This window comes from Trichocoleus sp. FACHB-6 (assembly GCF_014695815.1).
GTDB lineage: Bacteria > Cyanobacteriota > Cyanobacteriia > Cyanobacteriales > FACHB-T130 > Funiculus > Funiculus sociatus.
Map to the genome: position 1 here is coordinate 1 of NZ_JACJOY010000114.1, position 15,938 is coordinate 15,938.

Consider the following 15,938-nt stretch of genomic DNA (forward strand, 5'->3'; position numbering starts at 1 on the left):
TTCAACACGGGCATCAGTTGCTACGAGTCTAAACTCAGCATTGTTCGTGAGGCGGTGCGCTCTTACTTAGCTGCTCCTTGGTTGTCCCTCTCACCAACTGCGTAACTCCTGAAAGGTTTAATTGATAAACTTCTCCCAAAAAATTGGCTGCCATTACCTGTGGCATAGTGCCTAACTTTTTATTGATTGGAGGAATAATAAGTTGAGAACAATTTCTTGTGTTAAAAAATAAAAAATTATTCGATTTTTTATTTTTTTGCCTTTTTGTTTACCAAGGATTTCCAATCATTGTGAAAGCTGCCCAATAATAAGGATCAGACAAACTTTGATTTCCCAACTTGGCTAGTTCCGGCGTTAACGGTATCTCGCCATCAGGAGTAAGCAATTTACCATTTTGGATGCGTATTTGCCCCTTGATCATTGCTATTTGCGCCTGTCTTAGCGCCTCCGCCTTCACGGGAGCTTTTCTCAATTCTTCGTAAAACTGGGCCATTAGTCCCAAACTTCCCTGATCTGACACATACCACAAACTTGCTAGCGCCGACTTCACCCCAGCTTGCACCGCCAACCCAGCAAAGCCCATCTCTGCCTGTTCATCACCTAACGCTGTGCGGCAGGCACTTAGTACCAGCAAATCTACCGGGGGGTCATTCCAGCCCACCTGTGGCAGCTGGTTCAATGACAGCTTACTGTCCCACAGCTGGATGTATGAGTTGCTAGGATTACCTGGCTGAAATTCCGCGTGGGTTGCTAAGTGAACGATTCTATAAGGTTGTAGGCGGCGCTGGGTGTTGAGATTTTTCAGAGTGAAGCCGCTGTTGAGGAAGGATTTACCAGGCCACAGCTGAGGCGTAATGGCCAATAATTCTACTGGTACAGCGGGAAGTGGCTTTTGGTCAGTAAATTTCGATGCCCCCATTGCCAAGACTTGCGCGTTTACTATGTCGCGGTGTTCGGTGTTGCTGAGGCTGAGACTGGGCATCAAGCTGACGCTGTATTGCTCCACCAGAAACTGTTCACCATCATGCAGGGCAGCCAAGGGAATAGATCGCAACCCGGTGTCTGGCACGAAGACAATATTCTGAATGCCTCTAGCTTGCAAGTCTGCTTGCAGAGGGCCGATTATCCATTTATAGAGTTGTTGGGCTGAGGAAAGGTAGGTGGGAGTTCGTTTGATTTTGATAACTTCGCTGCGAAATTGATCGGCGGCTTTGATAACTTGCGATCGCTTAATTCCAGAAAACTGCTTGCGAATTGGTGTCCCCTGTGCCGTTACCAGCACCACTTCAAGCTCATCACTCGAATTTTGTGTTGATGATTGGGAATTGGTGATGAGCAAATCCCCCTTTTCTTCCCCTTTCTCTATCTCCCCTTCAGGTGTAATATCTGGGGTAGCAAAAGAAATATAAATAATCGCTGGCCTTACGCCTGTTTCTTTTTCAACTCTCTCTAGAGTTTGACGGGTATCTAGTAGAGAATTGACACGAGTAGGAACATCTTTTATTCCCAAATATTCGGCAAATTCGCGAGTATAGTTGTCTTCTCTTTCAGTGACTACGGCATCAATTTCAATGTTTGGAACATTCTGCGGTAGTTGTAATCTTTCCTCCTCATCGTTGTCATCAACCAATTCTGTTTGGTTTAGTATTTGATTTGGAGTAGGGGTAACAAATTGAATACTTCCTTGCCCACCCCTACCTGGAAAAGATTGAAAGGTAGTAATTGGGGATTGCCCATTAGTAACTGCCCCCAATGTGCCGTTAGTTGTGGGATTTCCCACTAAAAAGGGAACTAACCTAGAACCGCCGCCGTGCCGGATAGCGATCGCACCTCCCCCAACACCTCCGGCATTAGAAATACTTGCCAATACACCATTTTGGTCTAAAAAACTACCCCCAGCGCGGAAAAATTGATCTGTCGTAATATCAACATTTCCCCCCGTGCCGTTAGTTCCGCCTTGGGCATTGATAGAGGTAACTTGGATATCCCCAAACGGATCGAGGAACACAGATCCACCATTACCAAAAGCCGAACTAGAGTTGATAACATCAGCATTGATTTGGTTGCGAGCTTTTATCGCGATCGCGCCCCCATCGCCCAAATTTGAGGATGAGTTTATCGCTCCGGTAATATTAATTCTTCCTGCCCTACTATTAGGCAAATTATTACTATTTTGGTCAAGAGCCGTCAGACTAATTGCTCCGCCATCACCAAGATTTGAGGACGAGTTTATCGTTCCTGCAATATTAATTGAACCTGCTTGACTTACAATATTAACATCGCCACCATCACCCGAATCAGAATTAGTAAAAATTCCGCCTCCAGGCGAATTCAGAATATTAATATCGCTAAAAGCGGACATAGTTACCGAACCAGCAGCATTATCAGCGAAAGTGGTAGAAGTATCAATTTTTCCTAATACTGTAATGCTGCCAGTTGCAGACAAATTGACAAAACCACTCACTAAAGGCGGCACAAAATCAGGTTGTACTGCTTGTCCCACAACATCCCGCACCACAACATCACCAGCATTCACCCGGATGTCAGAACCAACAAGTTTCACCTCTCCAGCGCTGTTAACAGTTAGTTCCGTAGCATTACCGATGCCCCCACCAGTTAGCAACTGGGGTAGGGAAAGGGGGAGGGAGGCAGAGGGGGAGTGAGGAACAGAGGCGGGGAGGGGAGTAACTTCCAAGCTTAGCGGACTTCCCGGCTGAGAGATACGAACCATACTCTCGCCTCCTACAGATGCGATCGCGATATCATCGCCTGGTGCCGTCAGACTACCCAGTGAGACAACAGTGCCACCAACCAGGCTAAGATTTTGTTGAACAGCTAGCTGCGCCAAATTGACAATGGCTCCGGGTGTCTGAGGAGTCGTGAAGGCAAAGGTGCTGGGAGTCCCTACCAAAGCGGCATAGTTATTAGATCCGGTGGCATTAAACCATCTTATAGAGGCGGGATTCATCGCGTCTGGAAAACCAATCGCATTCGCAGTGGTGGCGGTGAAGCTTCCTGCTATATTCAAGCTGGCTCCTGCGCCAAAGATGATACCAGCAGGGTTCATTAAAAAGAGGTTGGAATTGCCGCTAACCTGAATTAAGCCGTTGATTGCCGAGCGATCGCCTCCTACTACTCTCACCAGAATATTCTCAATAGATGGGCTAGAGAGAAAGTTGGCAATCTGGTCCTGACTAAGCCCAAACTGGGTAAAACTGTGGAAAAGATTGGCGCGATCGCTCGATCTAGTGCCGCCATCGATATCGAAGCGGTTCCCCTCAGGTGTCACAATAGTTCCGGTACCATCAACTGCCGGAACTATTGACTGTGCTGCTGCTGATGCCGGAATCAGGGCAAAAAACAAAGCTGCCAAACTTTTAGCTTTGCTTCCCTGAATATTTAGCGAAGACAGGGAAAACCGAAATTCCCAGCTTTTTTTACCACCAATTGGGGATTGGCGCGTAGGCGTAGGGCGAGACTTTTCTTTCAGCCCCCAGTCCCCAGTTCCTTTTAGTGCTACCAGCCACAACTTAATTCTTTTTTTAGCTAATTTCATGGTGCCGATTCTGACAGGAAACACGCCCTTGCTCTAGTTATTAATTTTTCTACGCTAGCTTCCAAAGAAGTATCTGCACACCTGATGCAATTGTGCCATGACTACACTATAAGTAGTGTTTTAGATATTATCTAGCTGCCGTTTAAAATGTTTACCAGTCTAAATTGATACTTTTAATCTGCAACGGTTTACTGTATCGTTTTGCCCGTAAAGGCAAATTAATGGGGATAGGAAACGAGTAAGTTTCACCGCCGCCTCTTATAATGGACGGGCTTAACCCTAGTCAACAGGAGTTTGGTCAATAACCCATCCCCTTTAAGGTATAAGCTGGTTAACTAGCTCTCGTTGGGCAAACCTCACCACTCTGGAAAAAACCCTAGCCTTGTGGTAAAACCCACAAAGTAATAGCTTATGCAAGTGTTTCTGGTTGCTGACCCTCGAACCAAACTACTTATAAAGTAAGCGACAGAGCTTTTCTCCAGATGTCCTGTATAAATTAAAACGTAAAAACATTCTTTTTTTGGGAAGCGGTACACCCCGCCCCGCTTTCCTGCCAACCCCGAAAAGGGATGGATGTCTAGCGGGAAGCATTATGACCAACGATGAAAGCAATTAGATGGCACCGCACCCCAATTGTTCCTGTAACTTTGCTTGTTCTGTGTCTTGGCGCTGTATCAGCCAGAGCGCAAAATAAAGTATATAATCCGATTCCTGTACTGACAAACAACGAAGTTGCCGACACGCTTACAGAAAACGATATTCCTACTGGTGAGGGAGGCTTTGCCCGTGACTACTTGGTGAAGTTGAATGCTGGAGATCAGGTGGCTATTGACTTGACCTCAGATAACTTTGACTCGATTGTTACGCTGATGGCTGCTGATGGTTCCACTGTAGCGGAAAACGATGACGGCCCAGACGGTAGCACGAATTCTGTGCTGTTTTCCCGAATTAGCGAGACTGGTTCCTACATTATTCGGGTTCGGGCTTTTGGAGAAACGGGCGGCGGGTCTTTTAAGCTGAAGATAACGCGCCTGAAGCCTATCTAACGATTTTGGATGCCAGGATTTTTTATTGCTTGGGTTGCTTATGAGTTACAAACTCCTTCAAGTTAAAATCTAAAATCGTTAGATTGTGGTGAGTAGGCACAGTAACAAAGCTTCTGTCCATTCTACGACTGCGCCGTAGGTATCTCCTGTGTGTCCGCCCAGCTGCTGGTGAAACCAAGCACCAGTTAAAAGCGCGATAAGGCATCCTGCGACTGCCATGATTACCGCCAATAGAGGGCGAGTGGGTGACACAATTAGCTGTAATCCGCTTAAAAGCACTAGTAACACCAATCCCAGCAAGATATCCTGGGGGGCGCGAATAAACTCTTTATGAAAAGCACCTTTGCCACTAGGTTTGAGATAGGGATAACGAGCGATCGCTACTACTTGCCCCCACCTACCCCATCCCGCTGCTGCCATTAGTGCTAGCCAGCGGTTAGACTCAATATCTGTCAGGGCTGCTGTTTTTAAAAGTATCAGTGCGATCGCTGCGATCGCGCCAAAGGCACCAGTCGCACTATCCGTCATCACCTCTAAACGCCGTGACGGATCTTGCACCGCCAACCCATCAGCGGTATCCATTGCCCCATCTAAGTGTAAACCTCCGGTAATGGCAATCCCTATCATTACCACTAAGGCTGAACGAGTCAGTACGGGTACGCCCAGCTGTTGCAAACAGACATCGCAAAGCGACAGAAGCGCCCCAATTAATAAGCCTACTAGCGGTGCATGGCGGGCAATGCGCTGAAATTCCAATGTCCAGCCCGCAGGAAGGGGTATACAAGTATAGAACGCGATCGCCCCTAGCAGCGATCGCCAAAACAAAGAAACTTGAATCACAAAAGATACAAAAGACACTTCTTACTTTCCGAATACAAATTCAGTAGATTAGCGTAGGAGCAGACGATAAATGTTGGGCTAAGATTGTCTCGTAGCAGTTCGATCTCGCGCATAGCGCCTATGGCGTTAGATTATTTAGCTACCTGCTTCCCCAAGTAGGAAAGCATCTACTACGACCAGACAAGATCGGGCTGGTTTGAACTAAAGGCTGTTTCCCATGATGAGTCACGACCAATCTCCGCCCCAGCTACCAGCTCCCTGTATAATTGACTTCGGCATTGTCGTTAATAAGCAAGATATGCGGCGACTGCTGGCTGATTTAGGCCGCGTCCGCTACATTCATAGTCTTGATGGCAACGTTCAGAGCCAGGGAGAAGGGTATGTACTGGATGTATTTGCTGACGATCAACGGTCTACGATGATTGCCAACCAGGCAATTTATCTTAATGTATACAGTTTTGATTATCTGCAACTGCACCAGTCCCCAGATCAGGAATCTTATTTTGACTTGATTCAAGACCATCGTCAATTACGTTTGATACCGCTTTCTAACCCACTCCAAGAGCAAGCCACGCCTAGCATCAATGCCGCCGCCTTAGAAGCGATGGTAACGCAAGTGCTGTCTGCTAAGTGGGATGTCCAATTCGATGACGATGATTGCTCATTCTAAGTAGTTGTTAGCCATTAGTTATTAGCAAAAATCTAATAACTATTAAGTTTGATTGTCAGTCGTTAGTCATTAGTTCGTAACAATGAACTAAAAACTAAGGATTAAAAACTTTTGCTAGTGGTACTGGCTAATACCATTTTGCTTTCCAGAGATACCATTTTTGTCATTTGTCCAATGCCCGACAAATGATAAATTATTGTGAAAAGTTAGAACGCGATTTGGTATAAGTAAGTGGGATTTTCTTTTAAATGTCAGGCGCGTTGTAGCCATTCCAAAGCACGGGCGGGAATTTTTTCCACACCTCATGGTTTGGTGGAAACTCCTAAATTTATGCCTGTGGGAACTCTAGCGACTGTCAAAGGTATAACAGCAGCCCAGCTAGAAGCAACAGGTGCTCAAATGGTGCTATCGAATACCTATCACCTCCACCTGCAACCAGGGGAAGCGATTGTCGCGGGTGCTGGGGGGCTGCATCGGTTTATGGGCTGGAAGAAGCCAATGCTGACAGATTCTGGCGGCTTCCAAGTGTTTAGTTTGAGCCAGTTACGTAAGATTACTGAAGAGGGTGTAATATTTCGCTCTCCCCGGGATGGGCGGATGATTAACCTAACGCCGGAGCGTTCGATCCAGATTCAGAACGCTCTGGGAGCGGATGTCATCATGGCATTTGATGAATGTCCTCCTTACCCCGCTGAACGCTCAGATGTGGAGGCAGCAACAGAACGGACTTACCGCTGGCTGGAGCGCTGTATAAAGGCTCACCAACGTCTAGATGAGCAAGCTTTGTTTGGGATTGTTCAGGGTGGTGTCTATTTAGATTTGCGTGTCCGTGCGGCTGAGTCGTTAGCAGCGTTAGATTTGCCAGGATATGCAATTGGCGGCGTGAGTGTGGGGGAACCAGCGGAACTGATCCACCAGATTGTAGAGGTGACTGCGCCAGTGCTACCACCAGAAAAGCCGCGTTACCTAATGGGTGTGGGGACTTATCGGGAAATGGCAAGAGCGATCGCATCCGGTATAGATTTGTTTGACTGCGTGATTCCCACCCGTTGGGCGCGTCACGGGACTGTTGTGGTAGGGGGCGAACGTTGGAATTTGAAAAACGCTCAGTACCGAGAAGATTTTACACCCCTTGATGCCAGTTGTCCCTGCTACACTTGTCAGAACTTCACCCGCGCTTACTTGTGTCATTTAGTGCGATCGCGTGAAATCTTGGGTTACACCTTACTCTCAATTCACAACATCACCGAACTAATTCGCTTTACCGAAAAGATAAGAGAAGCAATTTTAAGCGATCGCTTTACCGAAGAATTTGCTCAATGGCTATGACACCCCAACCGAGGAGTTAAACATTGACTTTCTCGTTCCCAGCCTCTAACTGGGAACGAGAAAGTGTGTCAAAGTTGATAGTTAACGCTGAAATAAAAACCCTGATCTTGAGCATTTTCGCCTCGGTCATCAATATTAACTAAGGGAATGCCGTAGTCTAGCCTAATATTGAGCTTGGGTATTGGTTGCCAGATTAACCCTAAACCGACACCTGCTAAAAATCTTTCATCAGGTAATGGGTTGGGGTTATCATCCACATTCCACACCCACCCCAAATCTATAAAAGGGGCAACCTGCATGGTAGCGGCTCCGGCTTCGTCTCGCTGGACGGTTATCCGGTCTTCAATAGAAAATCTCACGCCATTGTCAGCAGCACGGACATTTTGCCTGTAGCCGCGCAGCGATTGACCGCCGCCAATTACAAATTGTTGGGAGGGTAACAAACCACTGGTCGATAGCTGGACATCTGCCTGAAGAATTAAAAAATTATCGTTGTTCAGGACTTGTACTCGCTGGATTTGACCCAGCCAGCTCAAGAAACGACCATCGGGAACCGGATCTTCATTCACAGTAGCATCGAATAATCCGGTACCCAGACTAAAGAGCGATCGCAACGCCCATGCACCCCTGACATCCCGACGTAGATAATCTTGTCCAAACTTAACCACGCTGGTACGGCTGACACCATTTTCGTCTGGCCCAAATCCGAAAGGAGTCGGCCCCGCAAAGGTGAACGTCTGACCATCCTGATAAGTAAAGCCTAAAGAAAGGGCAAACTCTTCTCGCGGTGAGCGGATTAACGGCTGTCGATAACTAATTTCGTAAACTTCCGTCTCCCCCCGAATGTCAAACACATCAAAGGGACGTTGGGTAACTTTGTTGCGATTAGGTGCTGCTCTCAGTTGCAGGGTGCCGTTCATGGCGTTGAGTGGTATTCGATAGCTGAAGTCGAAAATATCAGCGCCACTGGTCGTCGTATGGTAGTAGGAGCCAGCGATTTCATCCCCAAGCCCAGTTACGTTGCGATAACGCAGGTTGACTCCCAATCGTTCTGAACCGACACTGGGAGGCGAGTAGTTGTCAACGCCTAAGCTGGCTTCTAAGGGGTTAGCTTCGGTGACGCGCACCACGAGAATACTTTGACCAACCCCACTTCCAGCCCGGAGGCTGGCTTCTATGTTTTTAAATAGGGGATCGATACGCAAAAGCCTTAATTGGTCTTCCAGTTGGCCTGTGTTGAGAGGTCTACCAGCCCCCAGGCGCACCCTGGAACGGATGTAATTTGGATTTAGGCGGCGCGTTCCTTCTACCCTAATTTCTTCTAGGGTGCCTTCGATGACGCGAATTTGGACGAAACCATCGCTAACGGCTTGGTCTACAAGAATTGCTCTTGAGGTAATGTAGCCTTGGTTTAGGTACAGCTGAGTGATGGCATCGGCAACGTTTCTGAGTTCTTCTAGGGTGACAACGCGCCCCTCAAATTTTTGGGTGATGGGGTTCAGTTCATCTTGATCAAAGATTGTGCTGCCGATGACTTGAATTTTGTTAACTTGAAGACTGTCTGAGGAGGGCGCTGTAGTGGGTGTCGGGGTTGGTGTTGGCGTCAGTACAGGCGGCGGTGACTCTTGGGGCAGCGGTTCTGGGGTGGGTACAGGTTGCGGGAAGCGATCGCGATTAGGATCGGGCTGCGGTGGAAGCTGAATAGATGGTGGGATCTGCGGCGCTTGCACCAGCCTCTGTTGAGAACCCTCTAAAGAAGAATCAGGGATCAACAATGAATCGGGATCTTGGTCTTTGTCCATCTCGGCGCTTGGGATCGTCTGCATCGTCTCCCATTCGCTTTGTAAATTTAATCCATCTAGCACTGGTGCTTCTATGGTCGCAGCATTCGCACTGCTGGTAGCAACACACCCCAACAGCGTTGATACGCATACACTAAGGGCGATCGCGTCCTCAATTAACACTCCACACCAAAACACTTTAAACCTTGATTGCATGGCAACTATCTTCCCCACACGTTTAATCCGCTAAAAACTTGTACAAATACCATGTTTTTGTCATCTCAACTGGATTTTCCTCGCTAAATTTCAATTGTCTTTTCATTGCTTCTTACTCCGTTGCTCAAATGTACTGATAGCTTTATGGCAGTAGCAATGGTAGTTTAAGCAAAAAATAAATGAATTGTATTATTTAGCACCTTTGCCAGAGAGATTTTATGGCATAAGTTGTGTCAGGCTGGATGCCTGTGCCACCAGTTAAGTGTTTAGATATAACTGACGGTACTATGTAGTAGCGATCGCTAACGCTTCACGCACAAATCTATTCCACAACTTCACCCAGTTTTACTCAGCTAATACTATTTTCCTTATGATGTGTTACGCAGAGATCCCCCCTTGCCCTTCTCCATCGAAGGGTTTGGGGGGATCTAATTCCATAAAAGGGAAAAAGCAAAAGTTAAGAATTATTTTGCCTTTTACATGAGCACCTTTTGACTTTTAGAGGGGTTTGGGGGGATGTTTAATCCTGAATCAAAAAATTGAATTTTCTTTTCAGCCCCGCTATTTAGAATATCCTGGGTGGTGTCATCAGTGGCAATGCCTTGGGCTACTAATTTTTCGGCGATGGCTGGGAAAGCGTCGCGTTGTTACTCGGTATCGGGCTAATGGGAACTAGAGGCTCAGTTGCCATGTGTTCCAGTCCAACTGCCTTCAAGAGTTTTGCCCATTCAGATGATACGGCTGAATCTTTCGGGTTTGACTGGCGCAAAGCTGCTAGAGTATTCAAAGCGTCGAACCAAATGCCCGCTTCTGCATAAATATCCGGGCGATCCTTGAGTGTGGCTTGCTTCAAATTATTATTCAGCGTGGCGTTGAGTGGCACACGCCGAATCCACCCTTCTACAAAAATATTAGGCGATCGCTCTAGCGGATTGCACAGTATCGATAAGAACCAATGATAATTCTTTCCAACTTCTAGGGGTGGTACATCAGCTGACACTGGGACGCTCACGCTGACAATACCTGACTTTCCAGGCATCATAAAGGTTGTTGCATAAATCTCTTTCTCGTTTCCATCCCTCAGCACAAACTCCACTGGCAGGGGCTTGGCTTGGGGAGGCATTGCCGGCAGATAAAATAATAAAACTGGATTTTGAGCGACTGTAAACCCAATGTTGTTAGCGGGGATGAGCGCAGTTAGTGGCTTTTTTGCTATAGGACAGTTCCCGCCGCGCGTTCCTCCTCCTTCCCGTCGTCCTGGTGCGCTAATGTTGACTGGAGGTTCGTAATCAGCAACTAACAAGCGCTGTGGGATTGCGTGGGCGCTTTTTGGCTCCAGTGTGCCTAACAGCGTTGAGAAACCCGTCAGTAGCACCAGTTCCATAGATAAGGCTATGGATTTTCTTAAAAGAGGGGACTTCATCCAGGCCATAACAGAATTGTTCTGTGATAATTTTGAGTTTTGAATATTTAGGGGTAAACCCCTGATACCATTTGGGATTTTGGCTTGTGAAACCCTAGCCTGTAGGGAGCTTCAGCAAATCGATATGGTATTGCTTTCTATTGTGGCGCTGTCTTTTGCGGCTAGAAAATACTATCTGTAAAAGGCAGTTATTTGACAATTGAAGAGCCGATGTGTGTTAACAAGGGCAAGTGTAGCACTCTGAAATTGTTGAAGCTTTTATGTAGTTAGTTTTCCAGTTTGAGGGCGATCGCTTTCGGGAGTTGGAAAAAGTTAGGAGTTAAGAGTTAAAAGCTCCTTTGGCCTCCTAACCCATAACTCATAACTTTCTTACAGAGGCGATTTTATGTTAATTCGGACTAGGTGCGCCCTGAGTCAGAGGCTCTTTAGCAACCGGGTCTAAGACTGCTGACTTCAGCAATTTTTCCCAAGCATACTCCAAATTACGATCGTTGGGACGCAAGCGACGTAGATCCATCAATGTTTCCAGCGTCTCATACCAAAAGTTAGCTTTTGCATACAGAGCAACGCGCTCCTGTAAACTTGCCTGCTGGAGTTTATTGCTAAGCTCTGGGTCTACGGCGACGCGCTTTATCCACCCCCAGACCGCTATATCTTGTTCGCGGTCTTTAGCATTACAAATTACGTTCACTTCCCAGTAATATTGCTCGTCCTGCCGTAGGGGTGGAACATCGGCGGAAGCAGGCAATTGCAAGCTCAAAATGCCAGGAGTGCCTTTGATGGCAAATCTGTTTTTGTAAACCTCTTTGCCGTCTTCGTCTTTTTCTTTCAGCACAAACTCCACCTCTTTGGCGGTTGTTGGTGGCATATACCAAAAGAAACTTGGATAGTCGGCTGATGTCAGACCCACACCCACTGACCCATCACCTGATCTTTTGGGGATCAATGCGGTGAGTTGCTTGCTATTATTCCCGACAAAATTATTACTATTATTTACCATGCAACCTCCGTTACCGCGTGTTGCACCCTGTTCTCTGCCGTCAGGGTTGCCACGCTCTGGCGGCGTGTATCCCCAACTATCCGGAAGGCTGCGACTGAGCGAGGAAGATTGTGATTGTAGTTGTGCCTGTGCGGGAACGTTCAGAGCCAGTCCCAGCGAGAAGGAAACAACTAAGGTTGTAATACTTGAGTAGCGTTTAATCTGAGCCATAATAGAATTGTTTTCTGTTGACACTTTCCAAGGCTTTAGCCGTGGGATGTTCGCTTCAACGAGTCCGTTTAACAAATTGAAACTGTTTCCAAGTTGCCTGCGTGGTTTATGTCCCTGTCGGGGCGTATTGTTATAATCCCCTAATTTTTTCTCTAGCGCAGTGTCCGGTGTCGATGCAAAAACTCTCTCTACTTTGATACCTGAAGAGTTTAGCACTCCAGGCAGTTTTGGCTGCTGAACCTGCACTCCCTGACGTTGGAAAGGTCTGTTTAACAATCTATCGCTAGATTGATGTTGCTTTGGAGCAGCAAGGCGGTCTGATTGCGTGTCCATAATTATATCAAACCATCTAAAGAAAATATCTTTTTCTTTTCAAACATCGACTTATAATCTTTACGCTTGTTGCAAGAATCCCTATTGGGAGGGATTTAGGCGCAATTAAGCCATCTCAAAATTAGCTGGGTCATCATTTATGTATGATGCCCTGAGGGTCTCCTGAGTTCCCAATTGACACAGACCAATAAGATATTACTCAGGTTCGCACAGAGGAATTGTCTTGGTTGCAATTTTGGTAACTTGGGCTGCTTTCTTAGGGTCAAACCAATTTTAGATTGGCCTTGAATCCATCATCGGAGGCAAATAAACTCCGATGAGGCAAAATCGCTCAGACTCGGCTTGGTGTCCACTCCTACATTATCTTCACTGAGATTTAAGATGATTCCTAATTCAGCGTTACAAGTCAAACAGAATCCTTGGCGGCGGACAGTTAGACCGATTGGAGCCTCCGCTTTGCATGGCATGGCTTTTCGGAAAGATGCGCTGATCGCTATTGACGCTTTTAGCGGATATCTTCTACAAATTGACCCCAAGAGCGACAACACAACTATCTTAAATGCTAATCATCTGCCAGATTTTCTGGGTGTGACTGGCTTGGCTCTTTGGGAAGACACTCTTTGGTGTACACAGGACGATAGTGTTTTCTTTTGTACAGATGCACTTAATGCGATCGCAACAACTGATTTGACACCGGAACAATTTGTTACGTTGTCCTACCCTGCCAATGGTATTGCTGTTGCAGAATCGACGGTTTACATTACTTCTCGGAAGTCTGGCTATATTCTAGTTTTTAGCCGGGAGACAGGTAAACAGATTGCCCGGTTTCCGGCACCTGGGGTTGGGGTAGAAAACATTACGGTTAAGGATGAGGAACTTTGGGTTTCCGATGATATTGAACAGACGGTTTACTGCTTAGATCGGGCTACGGGGCAAATTAAATTCAGTGTACTGACTCCTTTTGAGCGTCCGACGGGGTTGGCTTTTCACACTGAACCGGAAACTGGGCAAGATATTCTTTATGTTGCTTATGCGGGTGAGGAACCGTATATCCGCGATAATCCGAACGCTGACCCCAATTTTGAATTAGCATATCGCGATCGCACGTTTATCCACCCGCTGTATTTTCACTACAACGAAGCTGAAGGCTATGCTCTCTCTAATGGCTATTTGATTGAGTTGTCCTATGTTGAGGAACTTTCCCCCCTCGACAATGTGGAGCTAACAGATGTCGAATGGCGAATTGCTTTGCCTTCGGAAACTCATCGGCAGAAGGTAAGGACAATTGAATGGGTGGGATTGCCTTTTACTGAGGAAATTCAGGACGGACAGCGCGTGGCTGTGTTCAAATTTGACAGTTTAAAAACAGGCGATCGTCATATATTCGGTTGGAAAGCTTTGCTAGAAGTCTGGAGCATCAAATATCGCCTCACACCCAGAGATGCCGAAAAGCTTCCGGATCTGTCGCCATTGCAGGATAAATATCTGGTGGATGATGACGACTTGGCAATGGACACAGATATTATCCGCAGTGCTGCTAAGGATGCAATTGGCACTGAAACTAATCTACTGCGGAAAATTTACAAAATTCGCAACTTTACTTACGATGCTCTCTCCTACGGCATTAAACCTCACATTGATCCACCAGATGTTGCTTTAGAAAGGGGCATTGGTTCCTGCGGCGAATATCTAGGTGTTTTACTGGCGCTGTCACGACTTAATGGGATTGCTTGTCGCACTGTTGGACGCTACAAATGTCCTCCCCATCCTGAATTAAAGAATGTGCCGTTGCAACCGGACTTTAATCATGTTTGGATGGAGTTTTATTTGCCTGGTTTTGGTTGGTTGCCGATGGAATCAAATCCTGATGATGTTGTGGATAAAGGTCCTTATCCATCGAGGTTTTTTATGGGCCTTTCTTGGTATCACGCTGAGATTGGCAAAGGTATCACGTTTGAAAGTTTGATGAGCCGGGGAGAGAGAGTTAATAAGCAGGAAGTTTCTATTGGCGATTTAGCTCTGAATCATGTAATATTCACCATTCTGGAGGAATTACAACCCGGAGCGGAAGGATGAAGAATGAGGGGTGATATCATGTCCGATTAATTACCTATAACTAAGAGGAACCCGGAACCCCTCTAGCAAGAGCGGCCAATGGTGGGGCTGGGTTCTTTTATCACAGGTAATCAACTGGACTTGATATGAATTGATTTATCCTTCTTTATAAAATTACTTAAGTAGGTAGTCCGCGTGACTTATCTACTTTTTTTAGTTTAAATTTTCCTGATATTGCCCGCATAGGTCAATACTGAAACTGTCACAAACTTTTCCTGATATTCAAGTATCTGCATAAATAATAACTTAATACTAAATTTGCGCCTTTCGACAGCAACAGGCAATTATTTTAAATAAATTTATAGTTTTAAATAGGTTAAATTAGTTGGAGCGTTATAAGAACTATTGTAATTAAGACAAATCATGGATATGTGAGATATCAGCGAAAAAGTTAGTAGAAATATATTAAACAGGGAAGGTGAGGAAATGAAAAAATCTAAAATTGCCAAGCAAACGATTGATTTAGCAGGATATCAATACCAAGAGCCGCATTATTTACAAACGCGATCGCGTATTAACTCGCTGGTGGAAAGATATCTATCAATAGACATTCTCCAGAATTGCCTAGTAGATTTACCCAGACAGTTTGAAAAACCACATCAGCGACCTTGGCAACCGATTGATTGGCAAGCAATTAATCCGCATCAAATTATAGGTGTTAAACCTGCGCTATTTACAGCCGCGATCGCTAATGCGGTGGAAATAGAAACGCCGATTCGGGCTTATGCCAAAGAAAGCTGGGATTATTTGCAGGCAACCCATCCGCAAATGGCAAAATTTGTAGGCGGCACATTTGCGGCGGATGGAACGGTGCTAGAGGTAGGATTATGGGAGAAAGAAGAAAGACAGCACCGACCTGCTTTTAGCAAAATATATCAAGAATTGACAGGGGAAAAACTAAATCCGCAGTCAAACTCTGTCCAAGGTTACGAATCTAGCGGCAATATTCGGGAAGATGTCTATAAACACGCACTCAGCAGAATTACCACCGAATGGGGCGCAACTTCTGTATATCTGTGGTTAATGGCGCACTCAACAGGGGCATTACAACAAGCGATCGCGCAACCGCTACAAGACGAGATCAATCATCTGGCAAAATTCTGGGGGATCAGCCGTTGGGCTTTTGGAGATTCTTATCTGACTCGCTTGCGGGGTACTACTAAAAATTTAATGAGTCTTCTGCAACACCACCAAGGCGAACGCACTCACACCAAGGAACTATTGCAATTAGGATATGCCTTGTACGCTTTAGAACTGGTGTTTACATTTGCGCGATTGATGGTGCAGCTGCGTCGGTGGAACCAAACTCTAAGTGATGAGGATCTTGTAAAGTTGTTTGGCTTACCGCCACAAGAGAGATTAGCTGCTAGTTGATAGCCTATTAACTGTTAGTCTTTATTGAGTAGGGTAGACATTGGC

General features: G+C 46.1%; 10 protein-coding genes and 1 pseudogene. 6 read left to right on the forward strand and 5 right to left on the reverse strand.

The genetic code is table 11. The features are described from left to right. Positions 1-105: pseudogene (locus H6F66_RS29525) on the forward strand (IS701 family transposase); the annotation flags it as partial. 163 nt (positions 106-268) lie between these two features. On the opposite strand, the gene H6F66_RS22845 reads toward H6F66_RS29525, so the two are convergent. Next, positions 269-3,556, reverse strand: a complete 3,288-nt coding sequence (locus tag H6F66_RS22845; RefSeq protein ID WP_190425909.1) for a CHAT domain-containing protein — start codon at positions 3,554-3,556, stop codon at positions 269-271. A 602-nt stretch (positions 3,557-4,158) separates the two neighbouring features. Between H6F66_RS22845 and H6F66_RS22850 the strand changes: the two genes are divergently transcribed. After that, complete coding sequence (locus H6F66_RS22850; protein ID WP_190425914.1) at positions 4,159-4,602, forward strand: PPC domain-containing protein; 444 nt, start codon at positions 4,159-4,161, stop codon at positions 4,600-4,602. Between the two features lie 78 nt (positions 4,603-4,680). On the opposite strand, the gene cobS is transcribed toward H6F66_RS22850, so the two are convergent. Beyond that, positions 4,681-5,460, reverse strand: a complete 780-nt coding sequence (gene cobS / locus H6F66_RS22855) for an adenosylcobinamide-GDP ribazoletransferase (protein WP_347269421.1) — start codon at positions 5,458-5,460, stop codon at positions 4,681-4,683. Positions 5,461-5,662: 202 nt separating this feature from the next. Between cobS and H6F66_RS22860 the strand changes: the two genes are divergently transcribed. Beyond that, positions 5,663-6,112, forward strand: a complete 450-nt coding sequence (locus tag H6F66_RS22860; RefSeq protein ID WP_190426097.1) for a hypothetical protein — start codon at positions 5,663-5,665, stop codon at positions 6,110-6,112. Between the two features lie 231 nt (positions 6,113-6,343). Beyond that, a complete protein-coding gene (gene tgt, locus H6F66_RS22865) occupies positions 6,344-7,441 on the forward strand; it encodes a tRNA guanosine(34) transglycosylase Tgt (protein ID WP_190425917.1) in 1,098 nt (365 codons plus the stop codon). A gap of 68 nt (positions 7,442-7,509) precedes the next feature. On the opposite strand, the gene H6F66_RS22870 is transcribed toward tgt, so the two are convergent. From H6F66_RS22870 to H6F66_RS22880, 3 genes are all read right to left on the reverse strand, one after another. Continuing rightward, positions 7,510-9,438 (reverse strand): ShlB/FhaC/HecB family hemolysin secretion/activation protein, encoded by a 1,929-nt coding sequence (locus tag H6F66_RS22870; protein WP_242019335.1) that lies wholly within the window; start codon positions 9,436-9,438, stop codon positions 7,510-7,512. 610 nt (positions 9,439-10,048) lie between these two features. Further along, positions 10,049-10,822, reverse strand: coding sequence for a DUF928 domain-containing protein (locus H6F66_RS22875; RefSeq protein ID WP_190425920.1), 774 nt, complete (start codon positions 10,820-10,822; stop codon positions 10,049-10,051). A 427-nt stretch (positions 10,823-11,249) separates the two neighbouring features. Continuing rightward, a complete protein-coding gene (locus H6F66_RS22880; protein WP_190425923.1) occupies positions 11,250-12,404 on the reverse strand; it encodes a DUF928 domain-containing protein in 1,155 nt (384 codons plus the stop codon). Positions 12,405-12,785: 381 nt separating this feature from the next. On the opposite strand from H6F66_RS22880, the gene H6F66_RS22885 reads away from it, so the two are divergent. Then, complete coding sequence (locus tag H6F66_RS22885; protein ID WP_190425927.1) at positions 12,786-14,480, forward strand: transglutaminase domain-containing protein; 1,695 nt, start codon at positions 12,786-12,788, stop codon at positions 14,478-14,480. A 465-nt stretch (positions 14,481-14,945) separates the two neighbouring features. After that, the gene (locus H6F66_RS22890) at positions 14,946-15,893 is read left to right on the forward strand and encodes a hypothetical protein (protein ID WP_190425929.1); all 948 of its coding nucleotides are present in this window, start codon (positions 14,946-14,948) and stop codon (positions 15,891-15,893) included. Positions 15,894-15,938: the final 45 nt, after the last annotated feature.

Bases quoted from the DNA above. Each gene is read 5' to 3' on its own strand.
- H6F66_RS22850 (WP_190425914.1), top strand. From the start codon at position 4,159: ATGAAAGCAATTAGATGGCACCGCACCCCAATTGTTCCTGTAACTTTG.
- H6F66_RS22870 (WP_242019335.1), bottom strand. From the start codon at position 9,438: ATGCAATCAAGGTTTAAAGTGTTTTGGTGTGGAGTGTTAATTGAGGAC.
- H6F66_RS22880 (WP_190425923.1), bottom strand. From the start codon at position 12,404: ATGGACACGCAATCAGACCGCCTTGCTGCTCCAAAGCAACATCAATCT.
- H6F66_RS22890 (WP_190425929.1), top strand. From the start codon at position 14,946: ATGAAAAAATCTAAAATTGCCAAGCAAACGATTGATTTAGCAGGATAT.
- H6F66_RS22885 (WP_190425927.1), top strand. From the start codon at position 12,786: ATGATTCCTAATTCAGCGTTACAAGTCAAACAGAATCCTTGGCGGCGG.
- H6F66_RS22875 (WP_190425920.1), bottom strand. From the start codon at position 10,822: ATGGAACTGGTGCTACTGACGGGTTTCTCAACGCTGTTAGGCACACTG.
- H6F66_RS22845 (WP_190425909.1), bottom strand. From the start codon at position 3,556: ATGAAATTAGCTAAAAAAAGAATTAAGTTGTGGCTGGTAGCACTAAAA.
- H6F66_RS22860 (WP_190426097.1), top strand. From the start codon at position 5,663: ATGAGTCACGACCAATCTCCGCCCCAGCTACCAGCTCCCTGTATAATT.